Below are 22407 nucleotides of genomic sequence, written 5' to 3' on the forward strand. Positions count from 1 at the left end.
TGTTACCCGATGCCGATGGCTCCCGTCAGCATGCCCACTGCGAGCATGACGACCGAGATGACCGCTGTGCGCCACAGGACCTTCTTGTGGTGGTCGCCCAGTTCCACCTTGGCAAGCGAGACGAGCAACAGGATCGCGGGGACCAAGGGGCTCTGGAGGTGGAAAGGCTGGCCGGTGATGGAGGCCCGGGCCATTTCCGCGCCGCTGATGCCGTAGTGCGCGGCGGTTTCACTCAGGACCGGCAGGACGCCGAAGTAGAAGGCGTCGTTGCTCATGAAGAACGTCATGGGGATGCTGAGCAGGCCGGTGATGACGCCCATGAACGGACCCATCTCGGCGGGGATGATGTGGACCAGCCACGCGGACATTTCCTTGACCATGCCCGTGCCGTTGAGGACACCCGTAAGGACAGCCGCCGCCATGACCATGCTGACCACCGCCACGATGGACGGTGCGTGGGCCACCAACTGCGCGCCTTGTTCCTTGACCTTCGGGAAGTTGACCAGCAGGGCAATCGCGGAGCCCACCATGAAGACGTAGGGCAGCGGCACAAGGTTGGCCACGAGCATGACCATCACGGCGACGGTGAGGCCGAGGTTGAACCAGAAGAGCTTCGGGCGCAGGGTCTTGCGGTGGGGATCGAGTGCGGTGTCGGTCAAGCCGGTGTCGGAGAGGTCAACCAAGGTTTCGGTGCGTTCCAGGACCACGACGCCGGAGCCTCCGCCGGTGCCAGTCCCGCCGCGGCCCGAGGATCCGGTGCCGCCAGCGCCGCGGCGCGTGCCGCCGTCGAACACGTCCCCTGCGTCGGCGACGTCACCCCAGATCTCGGGAGCGGTGGCGCGGAGGCGGTTGCGTTCCTGCAGGCCCAGGAGCCAGGAGAACACGAAGACGACGACGAGGCCGGCGATGAGGGACGGCACCATCGGAACAAACACGTCGTTGACGTCGATCTTGAGGGCTGTGGCTGCGCGGGCAGTGGGACCACCCCACGGCAGGATGTTCATGGTGCCGTTGGCGAGGCCGGCCACACAGGTCAGGACCACGGGGCTCATCTTCAAACGGAGGTAGACAGGCAGCATCGCCGCGGTGGTGAGGATGAAGGTGGTGGAGCCGTCGCCGTCGAGCGATACAGCGGCCGCCAGGATGGCGGTGCCCAGAACCACTTTGGCGGGGTCGTTGCCCAGCTTGCGGAGAATGAACCTCACCAACGGGTCGAACAGTCCGACGTCGATCATGAGTCCGAAGTAAACGATCGCGAACATCAGGAGTGCGGCCGTGGACGTCATGGACTTCATCGAATCCATAACCATTGGCCCGATGCCAAGACCGGCACCGGCAAACAGGCCGAAGATGGTGGGAACGATGATCAGCGCCAGAACGGGCGTCAACTTCTTTGTCATGATCAGGATCATGAACACCGCAATCATTGCGAATCCAAGCAATACCAGCACAGCCGGCTCCTTACTACAGTGAACGGCATCACGTCGATGTGATGCGCGATACAGAACCTATAGTGGCGACGCTCACAGCAAGGCGTTTGTGGGATTTGATGGACATACTGCTGATTGAGAGCATTTTGCTCATTGTGCTCAATGCTTCAATGGAGAGGTAGAACGTAGAAGTACAGCGCCGCTGCTGCCCCGCTCCAGCCGGCCAATCCCCGCCGGAAGGAGGCAGCATGCCCAGGCTTGCCCTGCGGTTCTCGACGCAGACCCTGCTCTTGCAACTGGGGGTCGTTCTCTTGGTCGTGCTGCTTAGCGGCACCGTGCATGCGTGGCTCGTCTATGGGCGGATCGGCACGGAGGCGGAAAACCAGGCGCTGACTTTGGCACGCACTGTGGCTTCGGATCCCGCGCTCCGTTCCCAGGTCCAAGCCATCAGCAACGAGCCGGGAACGCCGCCTCCCGCAGTGCTCGCGGCCGGCCCCATCCAGGCTGCTGCCGAGGCCGCCAGGAGCCGCACTGGTGCTTTGTTCGTGGTGGTCACCGACGAGACCGGCTTGCGGCTTGCCCACCCGGACTTGGTCCGGCTGGGCGAACGGGTCAGCACGGATCCCTCGGATGCGCTGTCGGGGAAGGAAGTCACCACCCGGAACACAGGCACTCTGGGACCATCCGCAGGTGCCAAGGTTCCGGTGTACGCTCCGGGTTCCGCAGGGACAGGTTCCGCAGCCACGGTGGTGGGCGAAGTCAGTGTGGGCTATTCGATGGAGTCGCTCGGCCAGAGCCTTGCCAAGGACATCGTCCCGATTGCCGTGACCGCGGCAGGCTCCCTGGTTGCCGGGGTTCTGGCGTCATTCCTCCTCCGCCGCCGTTTGCAACGCCTGACGTTGGGCCTCGAACCCGAAGAAATCAGCACCCTGGTTCATGACCAGGTTGCCGTGCTTCAAGGAGTGGACGACGGCGTGATCGGCATTTCCGCCGATGGCCGCATCACGGTCTTCAATGCCGCGGCCAGGCGGCTGCTCGGCATGCCGGAAGGCGCGGTAACTCCCGGCTCCCCTGCCGCGGCGGGCTCGGACTGGTCCGGCACGGACTTGGCGGGCACCGATTGGGAGAATGCCCCCGTCCCCGCGCAGCTCAAAGCCCTCACGCAACCCTCTGCGCACGACGCCGAAGCCGTGGAAATCGTCGCGGGCGGGCGGGTCTTGGTTGCCAACGCCCGCAAGGCGCTGCACCGCAAAGAGGATCTCGGCTGGGTGGTCATGCTCAGGGACCGTACCGAGCTGCAGCAGCTGACGCGCCAGCTCGACGCCGTGGGCACCATGTCCGCCGCCCTCCGGGCCCAGCGCCACGAATTCGCGAACCAGCTCCATACGATCGCCGGATTCATGAGCATCGGCCAGCACGGCCAGGCCAAGGACTACCTCGCCAGGATCTCCGCCACCGGCCCCCTGAAGTTTCCTGTCCAGCAAGCCGAACTCCTCCAGGATCCCTATCTGCAGGCGTTCGTCGGCGCGAAGAGCGTGGAAGCGGACGAGCGAGGGGTGGCGTTGCGGATCGGCCCGGAGACGCTGGTGCGGGAGCACGTCACCGAGCCACAGGACGTCACCACCGTGCTTGGCAACCTGATCGACAACGCCGTCAATGCCGCCGTCGCCGGCTCTTCGACGCAACGCTGGGTGGAGCTTGAGCTGCTCGACGAACCAGGGCCCGACGGCGGCACGCTGCACATCGTCGTCGCGGACTCCGGCGACGGCCTCGGCGGTGTCGAGCCCGAAAGGGTTTTCGTGGAGGGGTTCACGACGGCGGAACCCACCGAAGGCGTCATCGCCAGGGCAGGTGGGCAGGGACTCGGGCTCGCGCTGGTCCGGCAACTCGCCCGGCGTCGCGGTGGCGACGTGCGCGTCCTGGACCCCGGCTCGTCCGGCGGCCCGGGCGCCGTCTTCATGGCCACGATGCCGGGGGTTACCGGCAAGCCGGGCGATGCCTCATTGGCGGAATCCTCCGCAGCAGCCGAACCACCCGCAGCTGAACGCAAGGAAGGAAACCAATGAGCGAAGACTTCAGGGTGTTGATTGTGGATGACGATTTCCACGTCGCCAAGCTCCATGCCGCCTACGTGGACTCCGTGGCCGGTTTCCTGGCCCTGGCCCCGGTGGGTTCGACGGCGCAGGCACTGCAGTCCGTGCATAGCCTTCGGCCGGACCTCGTGTTGCTGGATGTCTACCTGCCGGACGGTTCGGGCCTGGATCTCCTGGGGCAACTCGATGTGGATGCCATGATGCTGACCGCGGCTTCCGACGCCGTGTCCATCAGGACAGCCCTCCGGCGGGGTGCCTTGGCATACCTGCTCAAACCGTTCACCGCCGAATCGCTGTCGCAGCAATTGCGCTCCTATGCCAGATACCGGCGGATCCTGGGCCGGCAGCATGCGGTGGACCAGGACACAATCGAACGGGCCAAGCGGGCGCTCGTCGCGGGGGACGTGGCGCCGTCGGGAAAGCCGCGATCGGCGACCGAAGCATCGGTACTGGAGTCCTTGGCGCCGGGGGAACAATACTCGGCCACGGAAGTAGCGGAACGGGTGGGCGTCTCACGCGCCACGGCGCAACGGTACCTGTCCTCGCTGGCCGACGATGGCGCCGTCGAAATCCAACTGCGCTACGGCAGCACCGGCCGCCCGGAACACCGCTACGGCGTCCCCGCGCGACTCTCCCCCAACTGACTCGCCCACCCAAGTAGTTCCCACCCAACTGACTCGCAGTAAGTGTCGTTATGAGGCGTCAAAACGACACTTACTGCTAGTGAGTTGGGCTGTTCAGGCGCTCTTCTGGGCTACCAGTTCGATTTCGACCAGCATTTCCGCGTCGAGGAACGGCAGGACGTGGACCAGGGAAAGGGTGGGCCGGATCTCGCCGAAGACCTCGCCGTGCGCGCGGCCGGCGTCTTCCCATTTGGTGATGTCGGTCAGGTAGAGCTTGGACTGCACGACGTCCTCGTAGTCGAAGCCGGCGTCGGCCAGGACCGCACCCAGCTTTTCGAGGATGTATTTGGTCTGCGAGTAGAAGTCGTCACCGACGATGCCATCAGGTCCCGACGCCGCCGTGGCCGAAATGAAGAGCGTGTTGTCCACCTGGACCGCTCGGGAGTATCCAAGTGTCTGTTCCCAGACCGAGCCCGTGCCGAATGTCTTGCGCATGCCGCGCCTTTCTCAGTTTCCGCACCCGGCCCGATGACCGGGGTTTACGAGGAAACTTTATGGCTGGCGCACATCCTGCCGATAAACGAACAGTTTTATGTCGGTCCCGGGTACGAACCAATCACGCTCCGGTTCGCGCTCGAATCCGGTTTTGGCGTAGAGGGCGTTGGCGCTTTCCCACGTGGCGCCTGTCGTGAGGGAGACGGCGTTGATGCCATCCATGGAGCGGGCTTGGTCGACGACGGCCTGGACCAGTGCTCGTCCCGCGCCGGAGCGCTGAACCTCCGGATCAACCACCAAGGTACGCATTTCGAGTTCGTCCGGAAGGCCGATGTCCGAGAAGTCGCCTCCGGCCTTCGCCGACGTGACGGATCCGATAACCTGGCCGTCGCGTTCGGCGACGAAAACGTCGGCGTACCGGGCGCGGCCGGCCACGTCGCGCAGCTTCTCCAGGTATGGGTGGTCCGGGCTGCCATAGTAGCCAGCGGTCACGTAAGACGACATCGTGATACGGGCTACGGCGTCGTAGTCTTCGGGCAGGGCGGGTCGGACGGTAATCTGCGAATGCACTGATCCATGGTAGTCGCGCCCGAGGTGCCCGGGGTGCCAAAGCGGTGTTTCCGTGACCGAACTATCACCCGGGGCCTAACGCCCGCTCAGATACAAGGCCGTTCCACCCAACGCCCGCTCACTTAAGTGAGCGAGCGTCGGCGGGAAACCCCACATAAGTGAGCGAGCGTCTTAAAGTACGACGGCGGTGGGCGGCTTTGCGTCGTCCAGCCAGCCTCGGACGCTCGCTCAGATATCCACCCCAATCCCCCAACGCCGGCTCAGATATAGGTGAGCGAACGTCGGGGGAAAGCCCCACATAAGTGAGCGAGCGTCGGCGAGAAACCCCACATAAGTGAGCGAGCGTCGGAGGCCGCTCAAACATTGCTTCGCGTGGCGCCAGATTGAGTCCGGTTTCCGGCTGTGAAGCCCGGTTTCCTGCTGTTGCGGGAAGGTTTCGCGACGCTGGCGCGGGGCGGTTGTCTCGTGGTTGATTGGCGGCCAGGAGACAACGAAAGGAACACAGATGAGCCCCCAGCAACGCACACTCCACCTCAACGCATTCCTCATGAGCACCGGACACCACGAGGCTTCGTGGCGGCTGCCGGAAAGCAACCCGCGCGCCAGCACCGACATCCGGCACTACCAAAACCTCGCACGGATCGCAGAGCGCGGCACGTTCGACTCCATCTTCTTCGCAGACTCCCCCGTGATCTTCGGCGACGTCGGACGCCGTCCCGCGGGCAAGCTGGAACCGACGGTGCTGCTCACAGCGATTGCGGCTGCCACCGAGAAAATCGGCCTCATCGCCACGGCGTCCACCACGTATAACGATCCCTTCAACCTGGCTAGGCGCTTCGCCTCGGTGGACTTCGTCAGCGGCGGACGGGCCGGCTGGAATGTGGTCACCACAGCCGGACCGGAAGCCGCCCGGAACTTCGGCATCGACGATCAGCCCGCCCATGCCGCCCGCTATGAACGAGCGGCCGAGTTCCTGGAGGTGGCCGCCAAGCTCTGGGACAGCTGGGAGGACGACGCGGTCATTGCCGACAAGGAAGCTGGCGTCTGGGCAGACTCAACCAAGGTCCGGCCCATCAACCACGTGGGCAAGCATTTCCGGGTCCGCGGACCGCTCAACGTGCCGCGCTCCCCCCAAGGCCATCCCTTGATTGTCCAGGCCGGTTCCTCCGAGAACGGCAAGGGCCTGGCCGCCAGGTACGCCGAGGCCGTGTTCACGGCCCAGCAAACCCTGGAAGATGCCCAGGCGTTCTACGGAGACCTCAAGGCCCGGACGGTCGCGCTTGGCCGGGCGGCCGAGAGCATCAAGATCCTGCCGGGTATTGTCCCGGTGATCGCCTCCACGCATGCCGAAGCGCTGCGCCTGGAACGCGAACTGGATGAGCTGATCCGGCCCGAATACGCGAGGGCCGAGCTGGCCAAGACGCTCCGCGTGAACCCAGAGGACCTGCCCCTCGACCGCCAACTTCCCGCCGATCTTCCGGACGAGGACTCGATCGAAGGCGCAAAGAGCCGCTACACCCTCATTGTGGAGCTTGCCCGCCGCGAGAAACTCACGGTACGCCAACTGATCGGCAGGCTGGGAGGAGGCCGCGGCCACCTGACTTTCGCGGGAACGCCGGAGCAAGTGGCCGACGCGATCCAACTATGGTTCGAAAACGGCGCGGCCGACGGCTTCAACATCATGCCGGCCGTTCTACCGTCGGGTCTCGAAACCTTTGTTGACCGCGTGGTGCCGGTGCTGCGCCACCGGGGGCTGTTCCGCACCGAATACACGGGCAGCACGCTGCGGGACCACTACGGCCTGGACCGCCCGGCGAACCGCTTCTCGGAGCTTGGGTCGCTCGCCGCGGCCGGGGCCTAACGACGAAGGGTCCAGACGCGCAGCCAGCCACAAAGCCCCGACGACGGCGGTCATCCCGCGTCGTCGGGGCCAAGGTGAAGGGCCTTAGAGCGGGAACTTGCCCGAGAGCTCGAGGGTTCCCGCGCAGGTCCACGCTTCCAAACGATCCGCATCCGTGGGGCCGCCATCCAGGGGGCTGGCCAGCCGTGGGCGGCGGACCCAGCATCCGGCCTCCTCAGCGATCAACGCACCAGCCGCGTAGTCGTGTTCGTTGAGCCCGCGTTCTCCGAAGGCGTCGTGCGTTCCATCCGCCACGAGGCAGAGATCCAATGCGGCGGAGCCGAGCCGCCGGAGATCGGCGAAGCCTTCCATGAGGTTCCCGAGACCGGCGAACTGCTCAGCCCTCGTGGCGGGATCGTAGCTGAACCCGGAGGCCACAATCAGTCCCGTCCGGCCCAGGAGCGGTCCGCTCAGCTGGGTGCGCTGCCCGTTCTCTTCAAGCCACGCCCCATGGCCGCGTGCCGCCGAGTAGATGCGTCCCAGCGCGGGGGCGTTGACGACGCCGGCCAGCCAGACGCCGTCGGCATCCGCAACGGCCACGGACGTGGCGTAGTAGACGATGTTCCGGATGAAGTTGGTGGTGCCGTCCAAAGGATCGATGGACCATCGGTAGCCGCTGGGCTGCTCCGGCCGGGTGGTGCCATGTTCCTCGCCCGTGATGGTGTCGTGCGGGCGTGCTGCCGTAATTGCGTCCCGCACAGCGTTCTCCGCCGCGACGTCGAAGGCCGTCACCCAGTCGCCGGCGTCGCCCTTGTTCACGACGCCGAGGTTCCGCGCCGAGCCGGGGCCGGCTGGCCGGGCGGCGAGCACCTCCGCTCCTGCCGCCGCCGCCACGCGGGCAACAGCGAGAAGCTCCAAGACATCGGCCGTCATTCGGCAGCGTCCACTTCCGCCGCCGCAACGCCCGCCAGGGCAATGGCTGCGTCTTCATCATCCGGAGCCGTGCCGCCGGCGGGTTCCAGGACGCCGTCGAGCAATGCCTTGAAGCCGTCCTCGTCCAGTACCCGGATGCCGAGTTGCTCAGCCTTGTCCAGCTTGGAGCCTGCGTTCTCGCCGGCCACGACGTAACTGGTGTTCTTGGAAACCGAGCCCGCCGCTTTGCCGCCCCTGATGATGATGGCTTCCTTGGCTTCGTCCCGGCTTAGGGTGGGCAAAGAGCCTGTCACCACGATGGTGAGGCCTTCCAGGTTCCGCTGGATGCCGGCGTCGCGCTCGTCAACCATGCGCACCCCGGCAGCTGCCCAGCTATCCACGATTTCCTGGTGCCAGTCAACGGCGAACCATTCCTTGAGTGCCGCGGCGATGGTCGGTCCCACCCCGTCAACGTTGGCCAGTTCCTCCTCGGAGGCGGCCCGGATGGCGTCCATGCTCCCGAGGGCCGTGGCCAGGGCACGGGACGCAGTGGGGCCGACGTGCCGGATGGAAAGGGCAACCAGGACGCGCCAGAGAGGTTGCGTCTTGGCTTTCTCAAGTTCCTTGAACAGTTTCTCGGTGGTGGCGGTGGGTTTGGAAGGGGTCTTGGCGGTGGCCTTGGAATAGAAGTAGGGCACCAATTCGAACGTTCCCGTGCCCACGCCTTTGGAGCGCTTCTCGCGGTGGATGCGGACGTCGGCGAGGTCCTCCGGCGTGAGGCTGAACAAGGCCGCCTCGCTGCGCAGGGGCGGAGTTTCCGGTTCCGCAGGCTGGGTGAGTGCGATGGCTGCCTCCCACCCGAGAGCCTCGATGTCGAAGGCTCCCCTGCTCGCGACGTGGAAGACACGCTCGCGCAGCTGGGAGGGGCACGACTTCGCGTTGGGGCAGCGGATATCGACGTCGCCCTCCTTCGCCGGAGCAAGGGGCGTGTGGCAGGAGGGGCATTCCGTGGGCATCACGAACTCGCGCACAGGAGGATCCTGCTGATCGCGCAGCGCCAATACCGGCCCGACGATCTCAGGAATGACGTCTCCGGCCTTCCGGAGAATCACGATGTCGCCGATCATGACGCCCTTGGCCTTGACCACGTCCTGGTTGTGCAGGGTGGCCATCTCCACAGTGGATCCGGCCACTTTGACCGGTTCCATTACCCCGTAGGGAGTGACGCGGCCGGTGCGGCCGACGTTGACTTGGATGTCCAGCAGCTTGGTGTGGACTTCCTCCGGCGGGTATTTGTAGGCAACGGCCCATCGCGGCACGCGCGAGGTGTAACCGAGGGCACGCTGCGTGGCGAAGTCGTCGATTTTGACCACGATGCCGTCGATCTCGTGCAGGAGGTCGTGCCGGTGTTCGCCGAAGTGCTTGATGAAGTCGAGGACCTCCTCGAAGGAGTCCAGGACCTTCAGGTAGGGGCTGACCGGCAAGCCCCATTCCTCCAGCAGCTTGTACGTTTCCGACTGGCTCGTGGAGTCGAGGCCTTCGCGTGCCCCGATGCCGTGGACGAACATCCGCAACGGACGCTTGGCGGTTTCCGCGGGGTCTTTCTGGCGCAGGGAGCCGGCCGCGGCGTTGCGGGGGTTGGCCAACGGCGCCTTGCCGGCCTCGATCAGCGCTTCGTTGAATTCGGCGAATGCCTTGGACGGAATGAAGACTTCGCCCCGGATTTCCACCTCGGACGGATATCCGCTGCCGCTGAGCTGGCGCGGGATCTCCTTGATGGTGAGCACGTTGTGGGTGATGTCCTCGCCCGTGGTGCCGTCTCCGCGCGTGGCGGCACGGACCAGCTTGCCGTCGCGGTACAGCAGGTTCACTGCCAGGCCGTCGATCTTCAGCTCCGTCAGCCACGCAATGCGGGAAGCCGCCGTGCCCAGCTTTTCGACCGAAGCCTCGGCCTTGCGGACCCACGCTTCCAACTCGTCGAGCGAGAAGACGTCCTCCAGGCTGTACATCCTCTGGAGGTGCTCGACGGCGGCGAAAGCAGCCGACACCTCGCCGCCTACTTCCTGTGTGGGCGAATCGTTGGACACGAGCTCGGGATGCAGGGCCTCGAGCTCCTCGAGGCGGCGGTACAGGGAGTCGAACTCGGCATCCGAAACCGTCGGCGCATCTTCCTGGTAGTACGCGTAGCGGTACTTGCGGACGAGGTCTGCGAGGTTTTCGTACTCTTCCCGTACGGCTTCCGTTGGAACTGCGGTTTCGCTCTCTGCTGTGCTCACGTACCTATCTTGCCGCAAAGCCGCGACAAAATACGGCCCCCGGACGGGAAGCAGGGATCACAAGCAGGAATCACAAGCGGGTATCAGTGCGTAAAGCGGTGGCGGCTCCACAAGGCGAAGGCAATGCCTCCGGCCGCCACCAAAAGCACGCCGCCCATGATCGCGATCACGGCGAACATGTCCGAGCCCGGTCCTTTGGTGCCGCTCACCGAGGCAGCTTGCGTGGCCTTGAGCCCGTCCTGGATGGGGGTATTCCAATTGGACGATGCCGACGGCGAGGCGCTCGCCGTCGGGCTGTTCGACGGGGTCGCCGGGCTGGAGGCGACAGAAGCCTCCGACGGCGCCACGCTGGGTTCCGGTTCCACGGTCACCTGAGTCATGGGGGCCGGTTCGGGCGCGGCGGGCGCGGGCGCCACCGGGGCTGGTGCCGGGGCCACCGGCACGACGACGGGTGGCTTGGAGGGCGCCGGGTCCACGATTATCGGCTGGGTTGGCATGGGCTCGGTTGGTGCCGGGTCCGGGGCCGGGGTCGGGGCAGTGGTCGATTGGCTATTCTGAGGAGCCAGAGTGGTCTCGGCATGGGCCGAAAGCAACGGGAAGGCGCACATCACCACGGCCATGGCAATGCCCGCGAAGGCAACGGAGAACGGGCGTCGCACGGCGGCACGGGTCGCGCCGCCAGAGCGCGCTGAGGAGCGTTGGGTCATGTTTACCTCTGCAGGACGGCACGGGCCGCCCGGAGTTGGGGTGGTATTGACCGGAATCTTCCTACATAGTCCGGGCATGTCGCAAATCCCGTTCCCTGCAAAGGCCATCAGGAAGAGCCGGTGCCGGTCCTTGCGGCGTCGTTCAACTCGATCCTGGCATCAACCACAATCGCGGTCACATTGTCCCGCCCGCCACTCAGCAACGCCTCGTGGATGAGGGCATCCACCGCGTCCTGGGGCTTCTCAACCGTGTTCAAGATCCGGAACATGTGCTCGTCGCCCAGCTCCCCGGTGAGTCCGTCCGAGCAGATCAGCATCCGATCCCCGTCCCGGATGGGCAGCAACCAGAAGTCCGCTTCGTTTTCGCCCCCTGTGCCGAGGGCGCGGGTCACCACATTGCGGCGCGGATGCACCATGGCTTCTTCCCGCGTGATGCTTCCGGCCTCCACGAGTTCCTGGACTTCCGAATGGTCCACGCTGATCTGCCTGAATTCGCCCCCGTTCACCCGATACGTCCGTGAATCGCCGATGTTCATGACCAGCCAATACGGGACGCCCATATGCTCGGCGACGACGACGCCGGTGAGCGTTGTTCCAGCGCGGCCACCCGTGGCATTCCGGATCTGGGAGTCGGCAGCCAGGATGCACCTTTGCAGGGCAACGGCAGTTGCCGTGCGGACTCCCGGCGCCAATTGCGGCATGCTGCCGAGGGTACGCACGCACAACGCGCTGGCAATCTCGCCTGCCTCATGCCCGCCCATGCCGTCAGCCACCGCGAAGACCGGATCCTTTGCGATGAGCGAGTCTTCGTTGAGTTCCCGGCTGAGTCCACGGTCCGTCCCGAAACCATAGCTCAAGGTGAATCCCGGCTCAGGGGCGGTTGCTGCGGACGGTGAATTCATCAGTCGAGGACCAGTCCCTTGCCAAGTCCGCGGGCAAGCCGGACGGGAAGGATTTCCCCGAAACCACGAACGTTTTCGGCCGTCTGCGGAACCAGGACGAAGCGTTCGTCCTGGCCCAGCGCTGCCGCCGTCATCTCGTCCACGAGGACCGTGCCGGGTTCAGCCAAGGCCGTGAGGCGGGCCGCCAGGTTGACGGTGGGGCCGTAAATATCGCCGAGACGGGAAAGGATCCGTCCCCAGACCATGGCCACGCGGGCTTCCGGGAGGATTTCGTCTTCCGTGAAGGCTTGGGCGAGCGCCAAGGAGATCTCGGCACCAGCGGCCGGCGTCTCGGCGATGTAGAGGACTTCGTCGCCGACGGTCTTGACCAGGCGTCCGCCGCCGATGGAGATGATCTCCGCGCACTTGTTCTCGAAGCGCTGGACCAACTGGGCCAGGGTTTTCTCGTTCATGCGGCGGGACAGGCTCGTGTAGGAGACGAGGTCGGCAAAACCTACGGCGCGCGCCAAAGGCAAAGGAGCGTCGTCTTCATCTCCTTCGCGGCCTGCTTCGCTCGCCTGCAAACCTGCCTCTGCACGGACGGCCAGGCGCTGCACACCGGCGTTCATCTGGCGTCGCCATGAGTACAGCAGAATCTCTTCCATGGCGTCCACAAGGTTGGGCAGTTCATTGACCAGCTGCTTGCGGGCAACGGCATCGGGGATGCCTTGCTGCACCACCATGTCTTCAATCAGCGCCTCGACTTGCCACACCACCATGCGGTCGGTCATCTGACCGATGGCGCGCGTCACGGAGATGGCAGCTTCCTCGGTGAGCTTTCCGGCGCGGACCAGGTCGAGGATGGTGGAAAGCGCCGCGAGGTCGCGCTCGGTGAACGCTACATCCTGGTCACCGAAATTCGGGAACCCCAGCGCCCGCCACAGCTTGCGGGCTGACAACAGCGAGACGCCTGCTCCGGCCGCCACTTCGCGCCGCCGGAGTTTGCGTTCGCCGCCCAAGAGCCGCGTTTCCAGCGCTTTGATGGCAAGCCGTTCTGCTGACAATGCGCCGGTGGGCGGGGACACCACGGGGAGGACCCCCGTAGGTGCTTGGTCCACGGAAGGTTCGGGCACGGCGTCGGGCTCGTGGTCCATGTACTCAGGCTCCTGCTCGTCAACGCTCATCTCTTCCACCTTCTCTCACATCCCAGGGCAACGCGGCACCAGAGTAGTCAACTGGTCCAACAAAACCGTCAAAGTCGCCACGCTCCGGTACGGCGCCCGGGCCGAACCCGACATTTGTCGGAAGCTCGGCCATGGCATCCAGGATGAAACTTCGAAACTTGCCGACCTCCGGAACATCCGCGAGAACGGCCTCGCCGGGGTGCCCGGTATCCAAGGATATATTCCCGGAGCGCAATATCCGTTGGAGCAGCGATTGTTTGATCCCCACGCTGCGCACCGCGGCCAGCGGGACCTGCCAGTCTCCCCGGCGAAGCATTCCGAAACGGGCAACTATCCGGCCGCTTGTCAGGATGTACCGTAGGCCGCGCCAGCGGATGAATCGCGGAAGGCTGTAGCCAAGCAGCACGATCGCCACGATGGCCAGGCATGCGGCCACCAACCATTGGGTCCAATCACTCGTGATGACCGGAAGCAACTTACCTGGTCCGCCCTTGACTATCCATGCACAGGCGAAGGCGGCCGCGGCGGGGACCAAGATGAACGCCAGGACGGGACCGAAAAGCGCCCTGGGCTGCTGCCGCGTAATCACGATGACTTGCTCCCCGCGCAGGAGCTCTTTACGCATAACCGCTTTCGGTAGCCCTCAGATGGACGACGTCGCCGGCAGTCACGACGTGCTCGCGGCCACCATGGTCCACCACCAAAAGGGAACCATACTCATCCAACCTGGACGCATGCCCCACCAATTCGTGGTCGCCCGGCAAATGCGCCTTCACTTCTCGTCCCAAGGTGACCATGACAGCTTCAACCCGCTTGTGCAGGGACGAGCCGCCGGCCAATCCCGCGGTGGGGTCGCCGTCGGCATTGCAGAAACTGCGGTAGAGCGCCGCGAAGCGTGACAGGTAGTTCCGCAGAAGCACGGTGCGGTCCGTGGTCGTGGCACCTTCAAGCAGAAGGGAGGTTGCCGTGGGGACAGGCAATTCATCCTCGCCGAGCGTCACGTTGAGGCCGGTGCCCAGGATCACGGCCGGAACGGAGCCATCGCCCATCGGTCCCATCTGGGCCAGGATCCCGGCGATCTTCTTGCCTCGGACCAGGACATCGTTGGGCCACTTGATCTCGGCGGGCAGGCCGGCGGTTTCCAGGAGGGTCTCGCGCAAGGCCAGCGCGCCCAGGAGGGACAGCCAGGAATAGCTCTGGGTGGGAACGGGGAGGCCTTGGGAATTCACGGGACGCAGGACGATCGAAACGGAAATCGCCGAACGTTCGGGAGACTCCCAGTGACGGTCGAGCCGGCCCCGGGCCGCCGTCTGGTGCTCGGCGGTAAGGACGGCGAGGTCTGCCCATTCCTTAGGCTCGATGGTGACGGCGCGCAGCAGATCGGCGTTCGTGGAGCCTGTGATCTCCACGATCTTCAATTGCGAAATACCGGGGGCCGCGAGGAAGTCGGGGTGAAGCAAGGCATCGCGGTCCAGGCCCAAGCGCGGGGCACGTGGTTCGCTGCTGGCAGGCTGTTCGACGTCCATAGACAGAATCCTATCCAGCCAGGCCGGTCCGGGAAGAAGTTGTCCGCTTAGAGGAAGATATCCGGTACCAGCTTCTCCTCCGGGGCACCCAGACTGTAGGGCCTGAAGTCGGAAACTCCGGCAGCCCTCAGCACTTGTTCGTCCGTATAGAAGTTGCCCGTATTGCTTGCTGAAGCGCCTGAGTCTGCGGACAGGTTCGCCCCGGTCAGGACAGCGTGGGCCGCATCGGCCATGATTTCCGGGCCCCTGGCCGCTTGGACGATCTGTGCCCCGCCGGGCATATTCCGAATGGCGGCAGTGTCGATCAGCGTGCAGGGCCACAGCGAGTTGACCGACACGCCGTCGTTCTTGAGTTCTTCGGCCAGGCCCAGCGTGGTGAGGCTCATGCCGTACTTGGCCATGGTGTAGGCCAGATGCATGCCTGCCCACTTCGGGTCAAGGTTCAGCGGCGGCGAGAGCGTCAGGATGTGGGCGTTGTTCGATGTCCGCAGGGCCGGAAGCGCGAGCTTGGACAGCAGGAAGGTGCCTCGGACGTTGATGTCCTGCATGAGGTCATAGCGTTTCATGTCAATCGCGTCAGTGCGGGAGAGGTCTATCGCCGAGGCGTTGTTGACCACGACGTCGATTCCGCCAAAGTGTTCGACGGCGGCGGCAACCGCCGCGGCAACGTCGCCGTCGTTGCGGACATCACCCACCAGCGGCAGCGCTTGGCCGCCCGCCGCTTCCAGTTGTTCGGCGGCCGTGAAGACCGTTCCTTCAAGCTTGGGGTGTGGCTCCCCGGTCTTGGCCATGATGACGATGTTGGCGCCGTCACGTGCTGCGCGGGTAGCGATTGCCAGGCCGATGCCGCGGCTGCCGCCGGACATCAGAATGGTGCGGCCCTTCAGTGATCCACGTGCCTGGTAGGGAAGGGCAGGGCTTGCAGAAGCATCGTTGCTTGAGGTCATGAGGACACTGTAGCCCAACTATGTTACTGGCGAGTAACATCACTCGATGCTCGACTTGAAGTCGGAAAATTGTAGGGTTTCTACAGCGGTCTGTGGCTTTTGCGTCATTAGACTAGCCAACAGGGCCCGCACTTTGTACGGATGCTACTTAAGAGCGCATGCCTAACAAAGCAGTGCCAGCGTAAATCAGCTACAGAGCCGGAGACATTTGATGAGCCACGATCTGACAACGACAGCGGGAAAGATTGCCGACTTCCGCGACCGCCAGGCCCGTGCAGAACAACCGTCCGGCCCCGAAGCCATCGAGAAGCAACATGCCCGCGGCAAGAACACCGCCCGCGAACGCATCGACATGCTCCTCGACGAAGACTCCTTCATAGAGTTCGATGCTTTGGCCGTCCACCGCTCCACCGCGTTCGGCATGGAAAAGAAGAAGCCCCTCGGCGACGGCGTGGTCTCAGGCTACGGCACCGTCGACGGCCGCCTCGTAGCCATCTACAGCCAGGAATTCAGCGTCTACGGTGGCTCCCTGAGCCAAGTCAACGGCGAGAAGATCGTCAAGGTCCAGGAATTCGCCCTCCGCAACGGTTGCCCGATGGTGGGCATCAACGACGGCGGCGGCGCGCGTATCCAGGAAGGCGTCGCCTCGCTGGCGATGTTCGCTGACATCTTCCGCAACAACGTCCATTCTTCCGGCGTCGTCCCCCAGATTTCCCTCATCATGGGCCCGTGCGCCGGCGGGGCGGCCTACTCCCCCGCCCTCACCGACTACATCGTGATGGTGGACAAGACCTCCCACATGTTCATCACCGGCCCCGACGTCATCAAGACCGTCACCGGCGAAGACGTGGACATGGAAACCCTTGGCGGCGCACGCCAGCACAACGCCACCACCGGTACTGCAACATACCTCGCCAATGACGAAGCCGACGCGATCGAGTTCGTCCGCGAACTCCTGGACTTCCTACCGTCCAACAACCTGTCCGAGGCGCCCGTCCTGGAGCACGAGCAGGAACTGGAGCTCGACGACGACGACCTCGCCCTCGACACCCTCATCCCGGACTCGGCCAACCAGCCCTACGACATGCGCAAGGTCATCGAGCAGATCGTGGATGACGCCCATTTCCTCGAAATGCAGTCGCTCTACGCCCCCAACGTGATCATCGGCTACGGTCGGGTTGAAGGCCACACGGTCGGGATCGTGGCCAACCAGCCCATGCAGTTCGCGGGCACGCTGGACATCTCGGCTTCGGAAAAGGCCGCCCGCTTTGTCCGCCACTGCGACGCCTTCAACGTCCCCATCATCACCTTGGTGGACGTCCCCGGCTTCCTGCCCGGCAAGGACCAGGAATTCCAAGGCATCATCCGCCGCGGAGCCAAGCTGCTTTACGCCTACGCCGAAGCCACCGTGCCCAAGCTGACGGTCATCACGCGCAAGGCCTACGGCGGAGCGTACATCGTGATGGGCTCCAAGAAGCTCGGCGCCGACCTCAACCTGGCCTGGCCCACGGCGCAAATCGGCGTCATGGGCGCCCAAGGTGCCGTCAACATCCTGTACCGCCGCGATCTTGCCGCGGTCGCCGAGGCCGGTGGCGACGTCGAAGCCAAGCGCGCCGAGATCATCCGCCAGTACGAGGAAGAACTCCTCAACCCCTACCAGGCGGCCGAGCTGGGCTACGTCGACGCCGTCATCGCGCCGTCGGAGACCCGCTTGCAGATCATCAAGGGCCTCCGCGCCCTCCGCGACAAGCGGGCCAGCCTGCCCACCAAGAAGCACGGAAACATCCCCCTGTGAGCGTCGAACAGAACCCAGGCTCCGGGCCCGGTTCCACGGACGCGGCGCCCGCCGAGCCCTTTCTTTCGGTGGTCAAGGGAGACCCTACGCCGGAAGAGCTCGCGGCGCTTGCCGCCGTCGTCGCCTCCCTTGGAGCGTCCGAGGAAGCCGAAGCTCCAAAACCGAGCACGCGGCACTGGCTGCGCCGGCAGCAACTGCGCATGGATCCCACACCGGGTCCAGGCGCCTGGAAGCGCAGCCGGGGCTGAGTTTTGTGGTCACCCAACCGACACGCATTTAATGCCGTTTTGAAGGCCCGGAACGACATTAAATGCGGGGGCCCACGCCGCCAGGGTTCCCTGGCCGTGGGGCCACACCGGCGAGGGCCCCGGCCTGAGCTTGCGAAGGCTGGGAGCCGGTGGGGACTTGCGAGGCGAGGGTGGCGGTGGGGATGGTTGGGTTGGCGGCCGGATCTTCTGCAACAACCCTTTCATAAGGCGCCTGGACGCGGTTAGGCTCGTGGGGTGACTACCTCTAACACAGCTCCGGCACGCCTCCAGACTGCCATCGATGCAGTCGCCGACGCCTATACGGACACCCTCCTTGCCCTCAACCCGAGCCTCGCCACCACCCTCGGCCTGCCGGGACACGAAACCGAATACCAGGATTTCTCGCCCGCAGGCGCGGCGGCCTTCGCCGAGGCAGCCCGCCGCACCCTCGACGAGCTCGCCACCCTCGAACCCACGGACGCCTCCGACGTCGTCACGCTGGACGCGATGCGGGAACGGCTCGGCCTGGCCCTTGAGATCCACGAGTCCGGCTGGGACGCCGCGGACCTGAACAACATCGAATCTCCCGCCCAAACCATCCGCGCGATCTTCGACCTTATGCCCACCGACACGGCCGAACACTGGGAGCACATCGCCGGCCGCGCTGCCAACGTTGCGGAAGCGATCGACGGGTACATCGCTTCCCTTCGCTCGGCGAAGGACGCAGGGAAAGTCTCCGCGGTCCGCCAGGTCAAGATCGTCATCGAACAGACCAGCAAATACGCGGCCGAAGACGGCTTCTTCGCCAAGCTCGCCGCCGAAGCCACCATCGACGGCCAGCCGCTGCCGGCGGAACTGCAGGAAAAGCTCGACGCCGGTGCCGCCGTCGCGCGCTCCGCTTACTTGCGTCTTGCCGCCTTCCTCGAAGCGGAACTTCTGCCCTTTGCTCCCGAAAAGGACGCCGTGGGCCGCGAACGCTACGCACTGGCCTCACGCTTGTTCCTTGGCGCAACCGTGGACCTCGAGGAAACATACGTCTGGGGCGTGCAGGAACTCGAGCGGCTCATCGGCGAACAGGAACAGGTGGCCGAGCAAATCAAGCCCGGCGCGTCCATCGAGGAAGCCAAAGCCATCCTCGACAACGATCCCGCGCGGCAAATCAAGGGCACCGACGCCCTCAAAGCCTGGATGCAGGAACTCTCCGACCGGGCAGTATCCGAATTGGCCGACGTGCACTTCGATATCCCGGACATCATGAAGACGCTCGAATGCCGCATCGCCCCCACGGACGAAGGCGGCATCTACTACACGGGCCCTTCGGACGACTTCTCCCGGCCAGGCCGCATGTGGTGGTCCGTCCCCGCCGGCGAAGATACCTTCACCACCTGGGCCGAAACCACCACGGTGTTCCATGAAGGCGTCCCCGGCCACCACCTCCAGGTGGCCATCGCCGTCTACCGCCGCGAGCTCCTCAACAACTGGCGGCGGAACGTCTGCTGGGTGTCCGGGCACGGCGAAGGCTGGGCACTCTATGCAGAAAAGCTCATGCTCGAGCTCGGCTACCTCAAGGACCCGGGCGACCACATGGGCATGCTGGACATGCAGCGCATGCGCGCGGCCCGCGTGGTGTTCGATATCGGCGTCCACCTCGAGCTGGAAGTTCCGGAACGCTGGGGCAGCGGCACCTGGACCTCGGAGAAGGGCTTCGAATTCCTCAAGGCCAACCTTCCCATCAGCGCGGGCCAGCTCCAGTTCGAATTCACCCGGTACCTCGGCTGGCCGGGCCAGGCTCCGTCGTACAAGGTGGGGCAACGGCTGTGGGAAGAAATCCGGGCTGAACTCGAACGCCGCGACGGATTTGACTTGAAGTCCTTCCACACGGATGCCCTGAACATCGGGTCTGTGGGCCTGGATACGCTTCGCCGGGCGCTGCTGGGGTGACCCAACTGACTCGCATTTGTTGTCGTTTTGGAGGCTCATAACGACAACAAATGCGAGTCAGATGGGCTGAGACGTACGAGACATTCCCCACATTCCGTCCGGGAATAACTTCATAAATGGGTGGATTGGCGGCGAATTCTTGGGCCTTTTTGGTGGTGGGTCGAATGTGAGACCGTAACATTTCTCAACGTCGGGTCGCGGTGGTATTTTTCGGGGCCTAGTTTGTTCCGGTGAGCAATTCATCCAACACTTTGACTTCCGCCGGAATGACTTCGTCCCGGGTTCCCAAGTGGGCAACGTCCTTCGGCGTCCAGATCATCGCGGCCCTCGTGATCGGCCTGGCCCTCGGCCTCCTGGCCAAAGCCACCGGCAGCACCACGAAAGCTCCCAACGGGCTCGGCGCCACGCTGCAGACCATCGGCTCGAGCTACGTCTCGCTGCTGCAGACCGCCGTCGTGCCCTTGATCTTCACCGCCGTGGTGAGCTCCATCGCGAACCTGCGCCAAGTGTCCAATGCCGCGAAATTGGCGTGGAACACCCTGCTCTGGTTCGCCATCACGTCACTCATCGCCGTGACGATCGGCATCGGACTTGGAGTGCTCTTGCAGCCAGGCTCCGGCACCGGCATCACCAAGAAGGCCGAGTACGCCGGAAAGACCGGCGACTGGTGGGCGTTCCTGACCGGTCTTTTCCCCAAGAACTTCCTGGGCATCGGCGCGAGCACGAGCGTCACGGACGGCGTCGCCAGCACGTCGATCACCTTCAACGTGCTGCAGATCCTGGTGATCGCCATCGCCGTCGGCGTCGCAGCCCTCAAGGTGGGCAAGCAGGCCGAACCGTTCCTGAACCTCAACGCTTCCGCCCTGGCCGTCATCCAGAAGGTCCTCTGGTGGATCATCCGCATTGCCCCGCTGGGCACCATCGGCCTGATCGGCAACGCAGTGGCCGTCTACGGGTGGGACACCATCGGTTCGCTCGGCAAGTTCACGGTGGCCATCTACGCGGGCCTCGCCCTGGTGCTGTTCGTCGTCTACCCCATCCTGGTCAAGACCCATGGACTGTCCGTCAAGCAGTACTTCTCGGGCGTGTGGCCCGCCGTGCAGTTGGCATTCGTCTCGCGTTCCTCGATCGGCACGCTGCCGCTCACGCAGCGCGTCACCGAACGCAACCTGGGCGTCCCCCAGGGTTACGCGTCCTTCGCCGTGCCACTCGGCGCCACCACCAAGATGGACGGTTGCGCAGCCATCTACCCGGCCGTCGCCGCGATCTTCGTTGCCCAGTTCTTCGGCATCAACCTGGACTTCAGCCAGTACTTGCTGATCGTGGTGGTTTCCGTCCTTGGTTCCGCGGCAACGGCAGGCACCACGGGCGCCGTCGTCATGCTCACGCTGACACTTTCCACGCTGGGACTGCCGCTCGCCGGCGTCGGACTCCTCCTGGCGATCGACCCCATCCTGGACATGGGCCGCACGGCCGTCAACGTGGCAGGACAGGCGCTGGTTCCGGCCATCGTCGCCAAGCGGCAGGGAATCCTGGACGAATCGCTCTACAACGCGCCCCGCAAGGGAACGGCATTCGCGGCCGAGGGTGAGTCCCCGGAGGCATCCGAGGAGACCCGCGAGCTCGCTGGCGCCAAGGCCTAGCGACGGCACATCGTCGCGCGGACAAATCCCCGGGGGCCAGTTCAAAATGCCCCGGGGATTTGTCCTTTTAACGGGGTGGATTCTGGATAGGCTCTGTCCATGCTCATAGTCACCTCAAACAAGATTCCGGGCCACAAGATCGACGCCGTCTTCGGCGAAGTCATGGGCCTCACCGTCCGCTCACGGGATATCGGCGCCCAGGTAATGGCCGGCTTCCGTTCCCTCGGCGGCGGCGAGCTGCCCGAAATGACCAAGGCGCTCTATGAGAGCCGCCAGGAAGTCATGGCCCGCATGGTCAACGAGGCACAGCAGCGCGGTGCCAACGCAATCGTCGCGATGCGCTTCGACACGTCCGAGATGGGCGGCAACTGGACCGAAGTGTGCGCTTACGGGACTGCCGTTTTCGCCATTCCCCTGGCCGAAGGCGAGCCAGGCGCCACAGGCCAGTCGATCTACCTCACCAGCGCGGCAGCCCAACAGCCCACCCAGCAATCCACGCAGACCGCGACGTCGGCCGCGCCCCAGGAACACGAGATCCCACCCGAGATTTAACTTGCCCTGAGTGCAAAGTTGCACTTAGTGTAACTATGTGACGCCTTCCGGTACTATCGCCCTCCCGTCGCGCCGCGAACAGAACAAACTGGCCACCCGCCAAGCGATCGCCGACGCGGCCCTCGCCGTGTTGCGCAGCAAGGGGGCCGGCAATTTCACCGTGGAAGACATCGCCGAAGAAGCCGGCGTATCCCGGCGCACCTTCTTCAACTACTTCCCCAGCCTCGAAGCAGCCTTGGCGTCCGTGACCGAAGGCTTCCTGGACCATGCCTTGGAACAGTTCCGATTGCGCCCTTCGGACGAACCCATCCTCGATTCCGCCCGGGCCGCCCTCATGGCGCTGGCTGACCCGATGACGGTTTCCCCCATGGCCGAACTCTTCAGTCTCACCCACGACAACCGTGCGTTGGTGCGTTCCGAACTGGAAGCCTGGGACCACTGCACCACTCAGATCATCGACGCTGCCCGTCGTCGCCTCGGCCCGGATGTCAACGAGCTCTACTTGCGGGCCCTGGCCGGGTCCATCATTTCCTGCGGCAAGGCCGCCATGAGCGTCTGGTTCGAACAACACGGCCCGGATCTATCCGCTGAATCCCTCGCGAGCTTGCGGCAGCACTTGATCGACGCTATTGGCCTGCTCGGTTCAGGCTTCACGGCACCCGCCCCTCAAACCCCGTCGGCGCACAGCCCTCAGCCCGCGGCAGACTCCCAACACTCGGCATAACCACACACCGACAGATCGGT

General features: G+C 64.7%; 20 protein-coding genes. 9 read left to right on the plus strand and 11 right to left on the minus strand.

The window, feature by feature from the left end; translation table 11 throughout:
• Positions 1-2: 2 nt before the first annotated feature.
• Entirely contained in the window at positions 3-1451 is a 1449-nt protein-coding gene (locus VLA65_RS00230; protein WP_332601471.1) for a CitMHS family transporter, read from the minus strand.
• 227 nt (positions 1452-1678) lie between these two features.
• On the opposite strand from VLA65_RS00230, the gene VLA65_RS00235 reads away from it, so the two are divergent.
• Positions 1679-3496 (plus strand): sensor histidine kinase, encoded by a 1818-nt coding sequence (locus tag VLA65_RS00235; RefSeq protein ID WP_332601472.1) that lies wholly within the window; start codon positions 1679-1681, stop codon positions 3494-3496.
• The gene (locus VLA65_RS00240) at positions 3493-4167 is read left to right on the plus strand and encodes a response regulator (RefSeq protein ID WP_306961313.1); all 675 of its coding nucleotides are present in this window, start codon (positions 3493-3495) and stop codon (positions 4165-4167) included. Before VLA65_RS00235 ends, VLA65_RS00240 begins: the two co-directional genes overlap by 4 nt.
• A 93-nt stretch (positions 4168-4260) precedes the next feature.
• On the opposite strand, the gene VLA65_RS00245 is transcribed toward VLA65_RS00240, so the two are convergent.
• Positions 4261-4641, minus strand: a complete 381-nt coding sequence (locus VLA65_RS00245; RefSeq protein WP_332601473.1) for a RidA family protein — start codon at positions 4639-4641, stop codon at positions 4261-4263.
• Between the two features lie 57 nt (positions 4642-4698).
• The gene (locus VLA65_RS00250; RefSeq protein ID WP_306961310.1) at positions 4699-5211 is read right to left on the minus strand and encodes a GNAT family N-acetyltransferase; all 513 of its coding nucleotides are present in this window, start codon (positions 5209-5211) and stop codon (positions 4699-4701) included.
• Between the two features lie 505 nt (positions 5212-5716).
• Here VLA65_RS00250 and VLA65_RS00255 point away from each other — a divergent pair.
• On the plus strand, positions 5717-7072 hold the full coding sequence (locus VLA65_RS00255) for an LLM class flavin-dependent oxidoreductase (protein WP_306961308.1): 1356 nt from the start codon (positions 5717-5719) through the stop codon (positions 7070-7072).
• A gap of 84 nt (positions 7073-7156) precedes the next feature.
• Here the strand turns inward: VLA65_RS00255 and VLA65_RS00260 are convergent, their stop codons facing one another.
• The 8 genes from VLA65_RS00260 to VLA65_RS00295 all read right to left on the minus strand — a co-directional run bounded on the left by VLA65_RS00260 (position 7157) and on the right by VLA65_RS00295 (position 15484).
• Entirely contained in the window at positions 7157-7984 is an 828-nt protein-coding gene (locus tag VLA65_RS00260) for an inositol monophosphatase family protein (protein ID WP_307052598.1), read from the minus strand.
• Positions 7981-10257 (minus strand): NAD-dependent DNA ligase LigA, encoded by a 2277-nt coding sequence (ligA, locus tag VLA65_RS00265; protein WP_332601474.1) that lies wholly within the window; start codon positions 10255-10257, stop codon positions 7981-7983. Before ligA ends, VLA65_RS00260 begins: the two co-directional genes overlap by 4 nt.
• Positions 10258-10322: 65 nt before the next feature.
• On the minus strand, positions 10323-10946 hold the full coding sequence (locus VLA65_RS00270; protein WP_332601475.1) for a hypothetical protein: 624 nt from the start codon (positions 10944-10946) through the stop codon (positions 10323-10325).
• A gap of 107 nt (positions 10947-11053) precedes the next feature.
• Positions 11054-11848: a PP2C family protein-serine/threonine phosphatase gene (locus VLA65_RS00275; RefSeq protein ID WP_332601476.1), complete on the minus strand. Its 795-nt coding sequence runs from the start codon at positions 11846-11848 to the stop codon at positions 11054-11056.
• Positions 11848-13011 carry an adenylate/guanylate cyclase domain-containing protein gene (locus VLA65_RS00280; RefSeq protein ID WP_284989780.1) on the minus strand — a complete coding sequence of 388 codons (1164 nt, stop codon included), beginning with the start codon at positions 13009-13011 and terminating at the stop codon, positions 11848-11850. Before VLA65_RS00280 ends, VLA65_RS00275 begins: the two co-directional genes overlap by 1 nt.
• Entirely contained in the window at positions 13001-13636 is a 636-nt protein-coding gene (locus tag VLA65_RS00285) for a PH domain-containing protein (RefSeq protein ID WP_332601477.1), read from the minus strand. Before VLA65_RS00285 ends, VLA65_RS00280 begins: the two co-directional genes overlap by 11 nt.
• A complete protein-coding gene (locus tag VLA65_RS00290; protein WP_332601478.1) occupies positions 13629-14537 on the minus strand; it encodes a biotin--[acetyl-CoA-carboxylase] ligase in 909 nt (302 codons plus the stop codon). Before VLA65_RS00290 ends, VLA65_RS00285 begins: the two co-directional genes overlap by 8 nt.
• Positions 14538-14584: 47 nt before the next feature.
• Complete coding sequence (locus VLA65_RS00295) at positions 14585-15484, minus strand: SDR family oxidoreductase (RefSeq protein ID WP_306961297.1); 900 nt, start codon at positions 15482-15484, stop codon at positions 14585-14587.
• A 211-nt stretch (positions 15485-15695) separates the two neighbouring features.
• On the opposite strand from VLA65_RS00295, the gene VLA65_RS00300 reads away from it, so the two are divergent.
• The 6 genes from VLA65_RS00300 (at position 15696) to VLA65_RS00325 (ending at position 22387) form a co-directional block, all read left to right on the plus strand.
• Positions 15696-17279, plus strand: a complete 1584-nt coding sequence (locus VLA65_RS00300; protein WP_284989782.1) for an acyl-CoA carboxylase subunit beta — start codon at positions 15696-15698, stop codon at positions 17277-17279.
• Positions 17276-17527, plus strand: coding sequence for an acyl-CoA carboxylase epsilon subunit (locus tag VLA65_RS00305; protein ID WP_332601479.1), 252 nt, complete (start codon positions 17276-17278; stop codon positions 17525-17527). The genes VLA65_RS00300 and VLA65_RS00305 overlap by 4 nt, the downstream gene beginning before the upstream one ends.
• A 255-nt stretch (positions 17528-17782) precedes the next feature.
• Complete coding sequence (locus tag VLA65_RS00310) at positions 17783-19468, plus strand: DUF885 domain-containing protein (RefSeq protein ID WP_332601480.1); 1686 nt, start codon at positions 17783-17785, stop codon at positions 19466-19468.
• 230 nt (positions 19469-19698) lie between these two features.
• Positions 19699-21111 (plus strand): dicarboxylate/amino acid:cation symporter, encoded by a 1413-nt coding sequence (locus VLA65_RS00315; protein ID WP_332601481.1) that lies wholly within the window; start codon positions 19699-19701, stop codon positions 21109-21111.
• 99 nt (positions 21112-21210) lie between these two features.
• Positions 21211-21663, plus strand: coding sequence for a YbjQ family protein (locus VLA65_RS00320; RefSeq protein WP_332601482.1), 453 nt, complete (start codon positions 21211-21213; stop codon positions 21661-21663).
• A gap of 37 nt (positions 21664-21700) precedes the next feature.
• Positions 21701-22387 (plus strand): TetR/AcrR family transcriptional regulator, encoded by a 687-nt coding sequence (locus tag VLA65_RS00325; RefSeq protein WP_332601483.1) that lies wholly within the window; start codon positions 21701-21703, stop codon positions 22385-22387.
• Positions 22388-22407: the final 20 nt, after the last annotated feature.

The organism is Arthrobacter sp. S2(2024) (genome assembly GCF_036662515.1).
Lineage (GTDB): Bacteria > Actinomycetota > Actinomycetes > Actinomycetales > Micrococcaceae > Arthrobacter.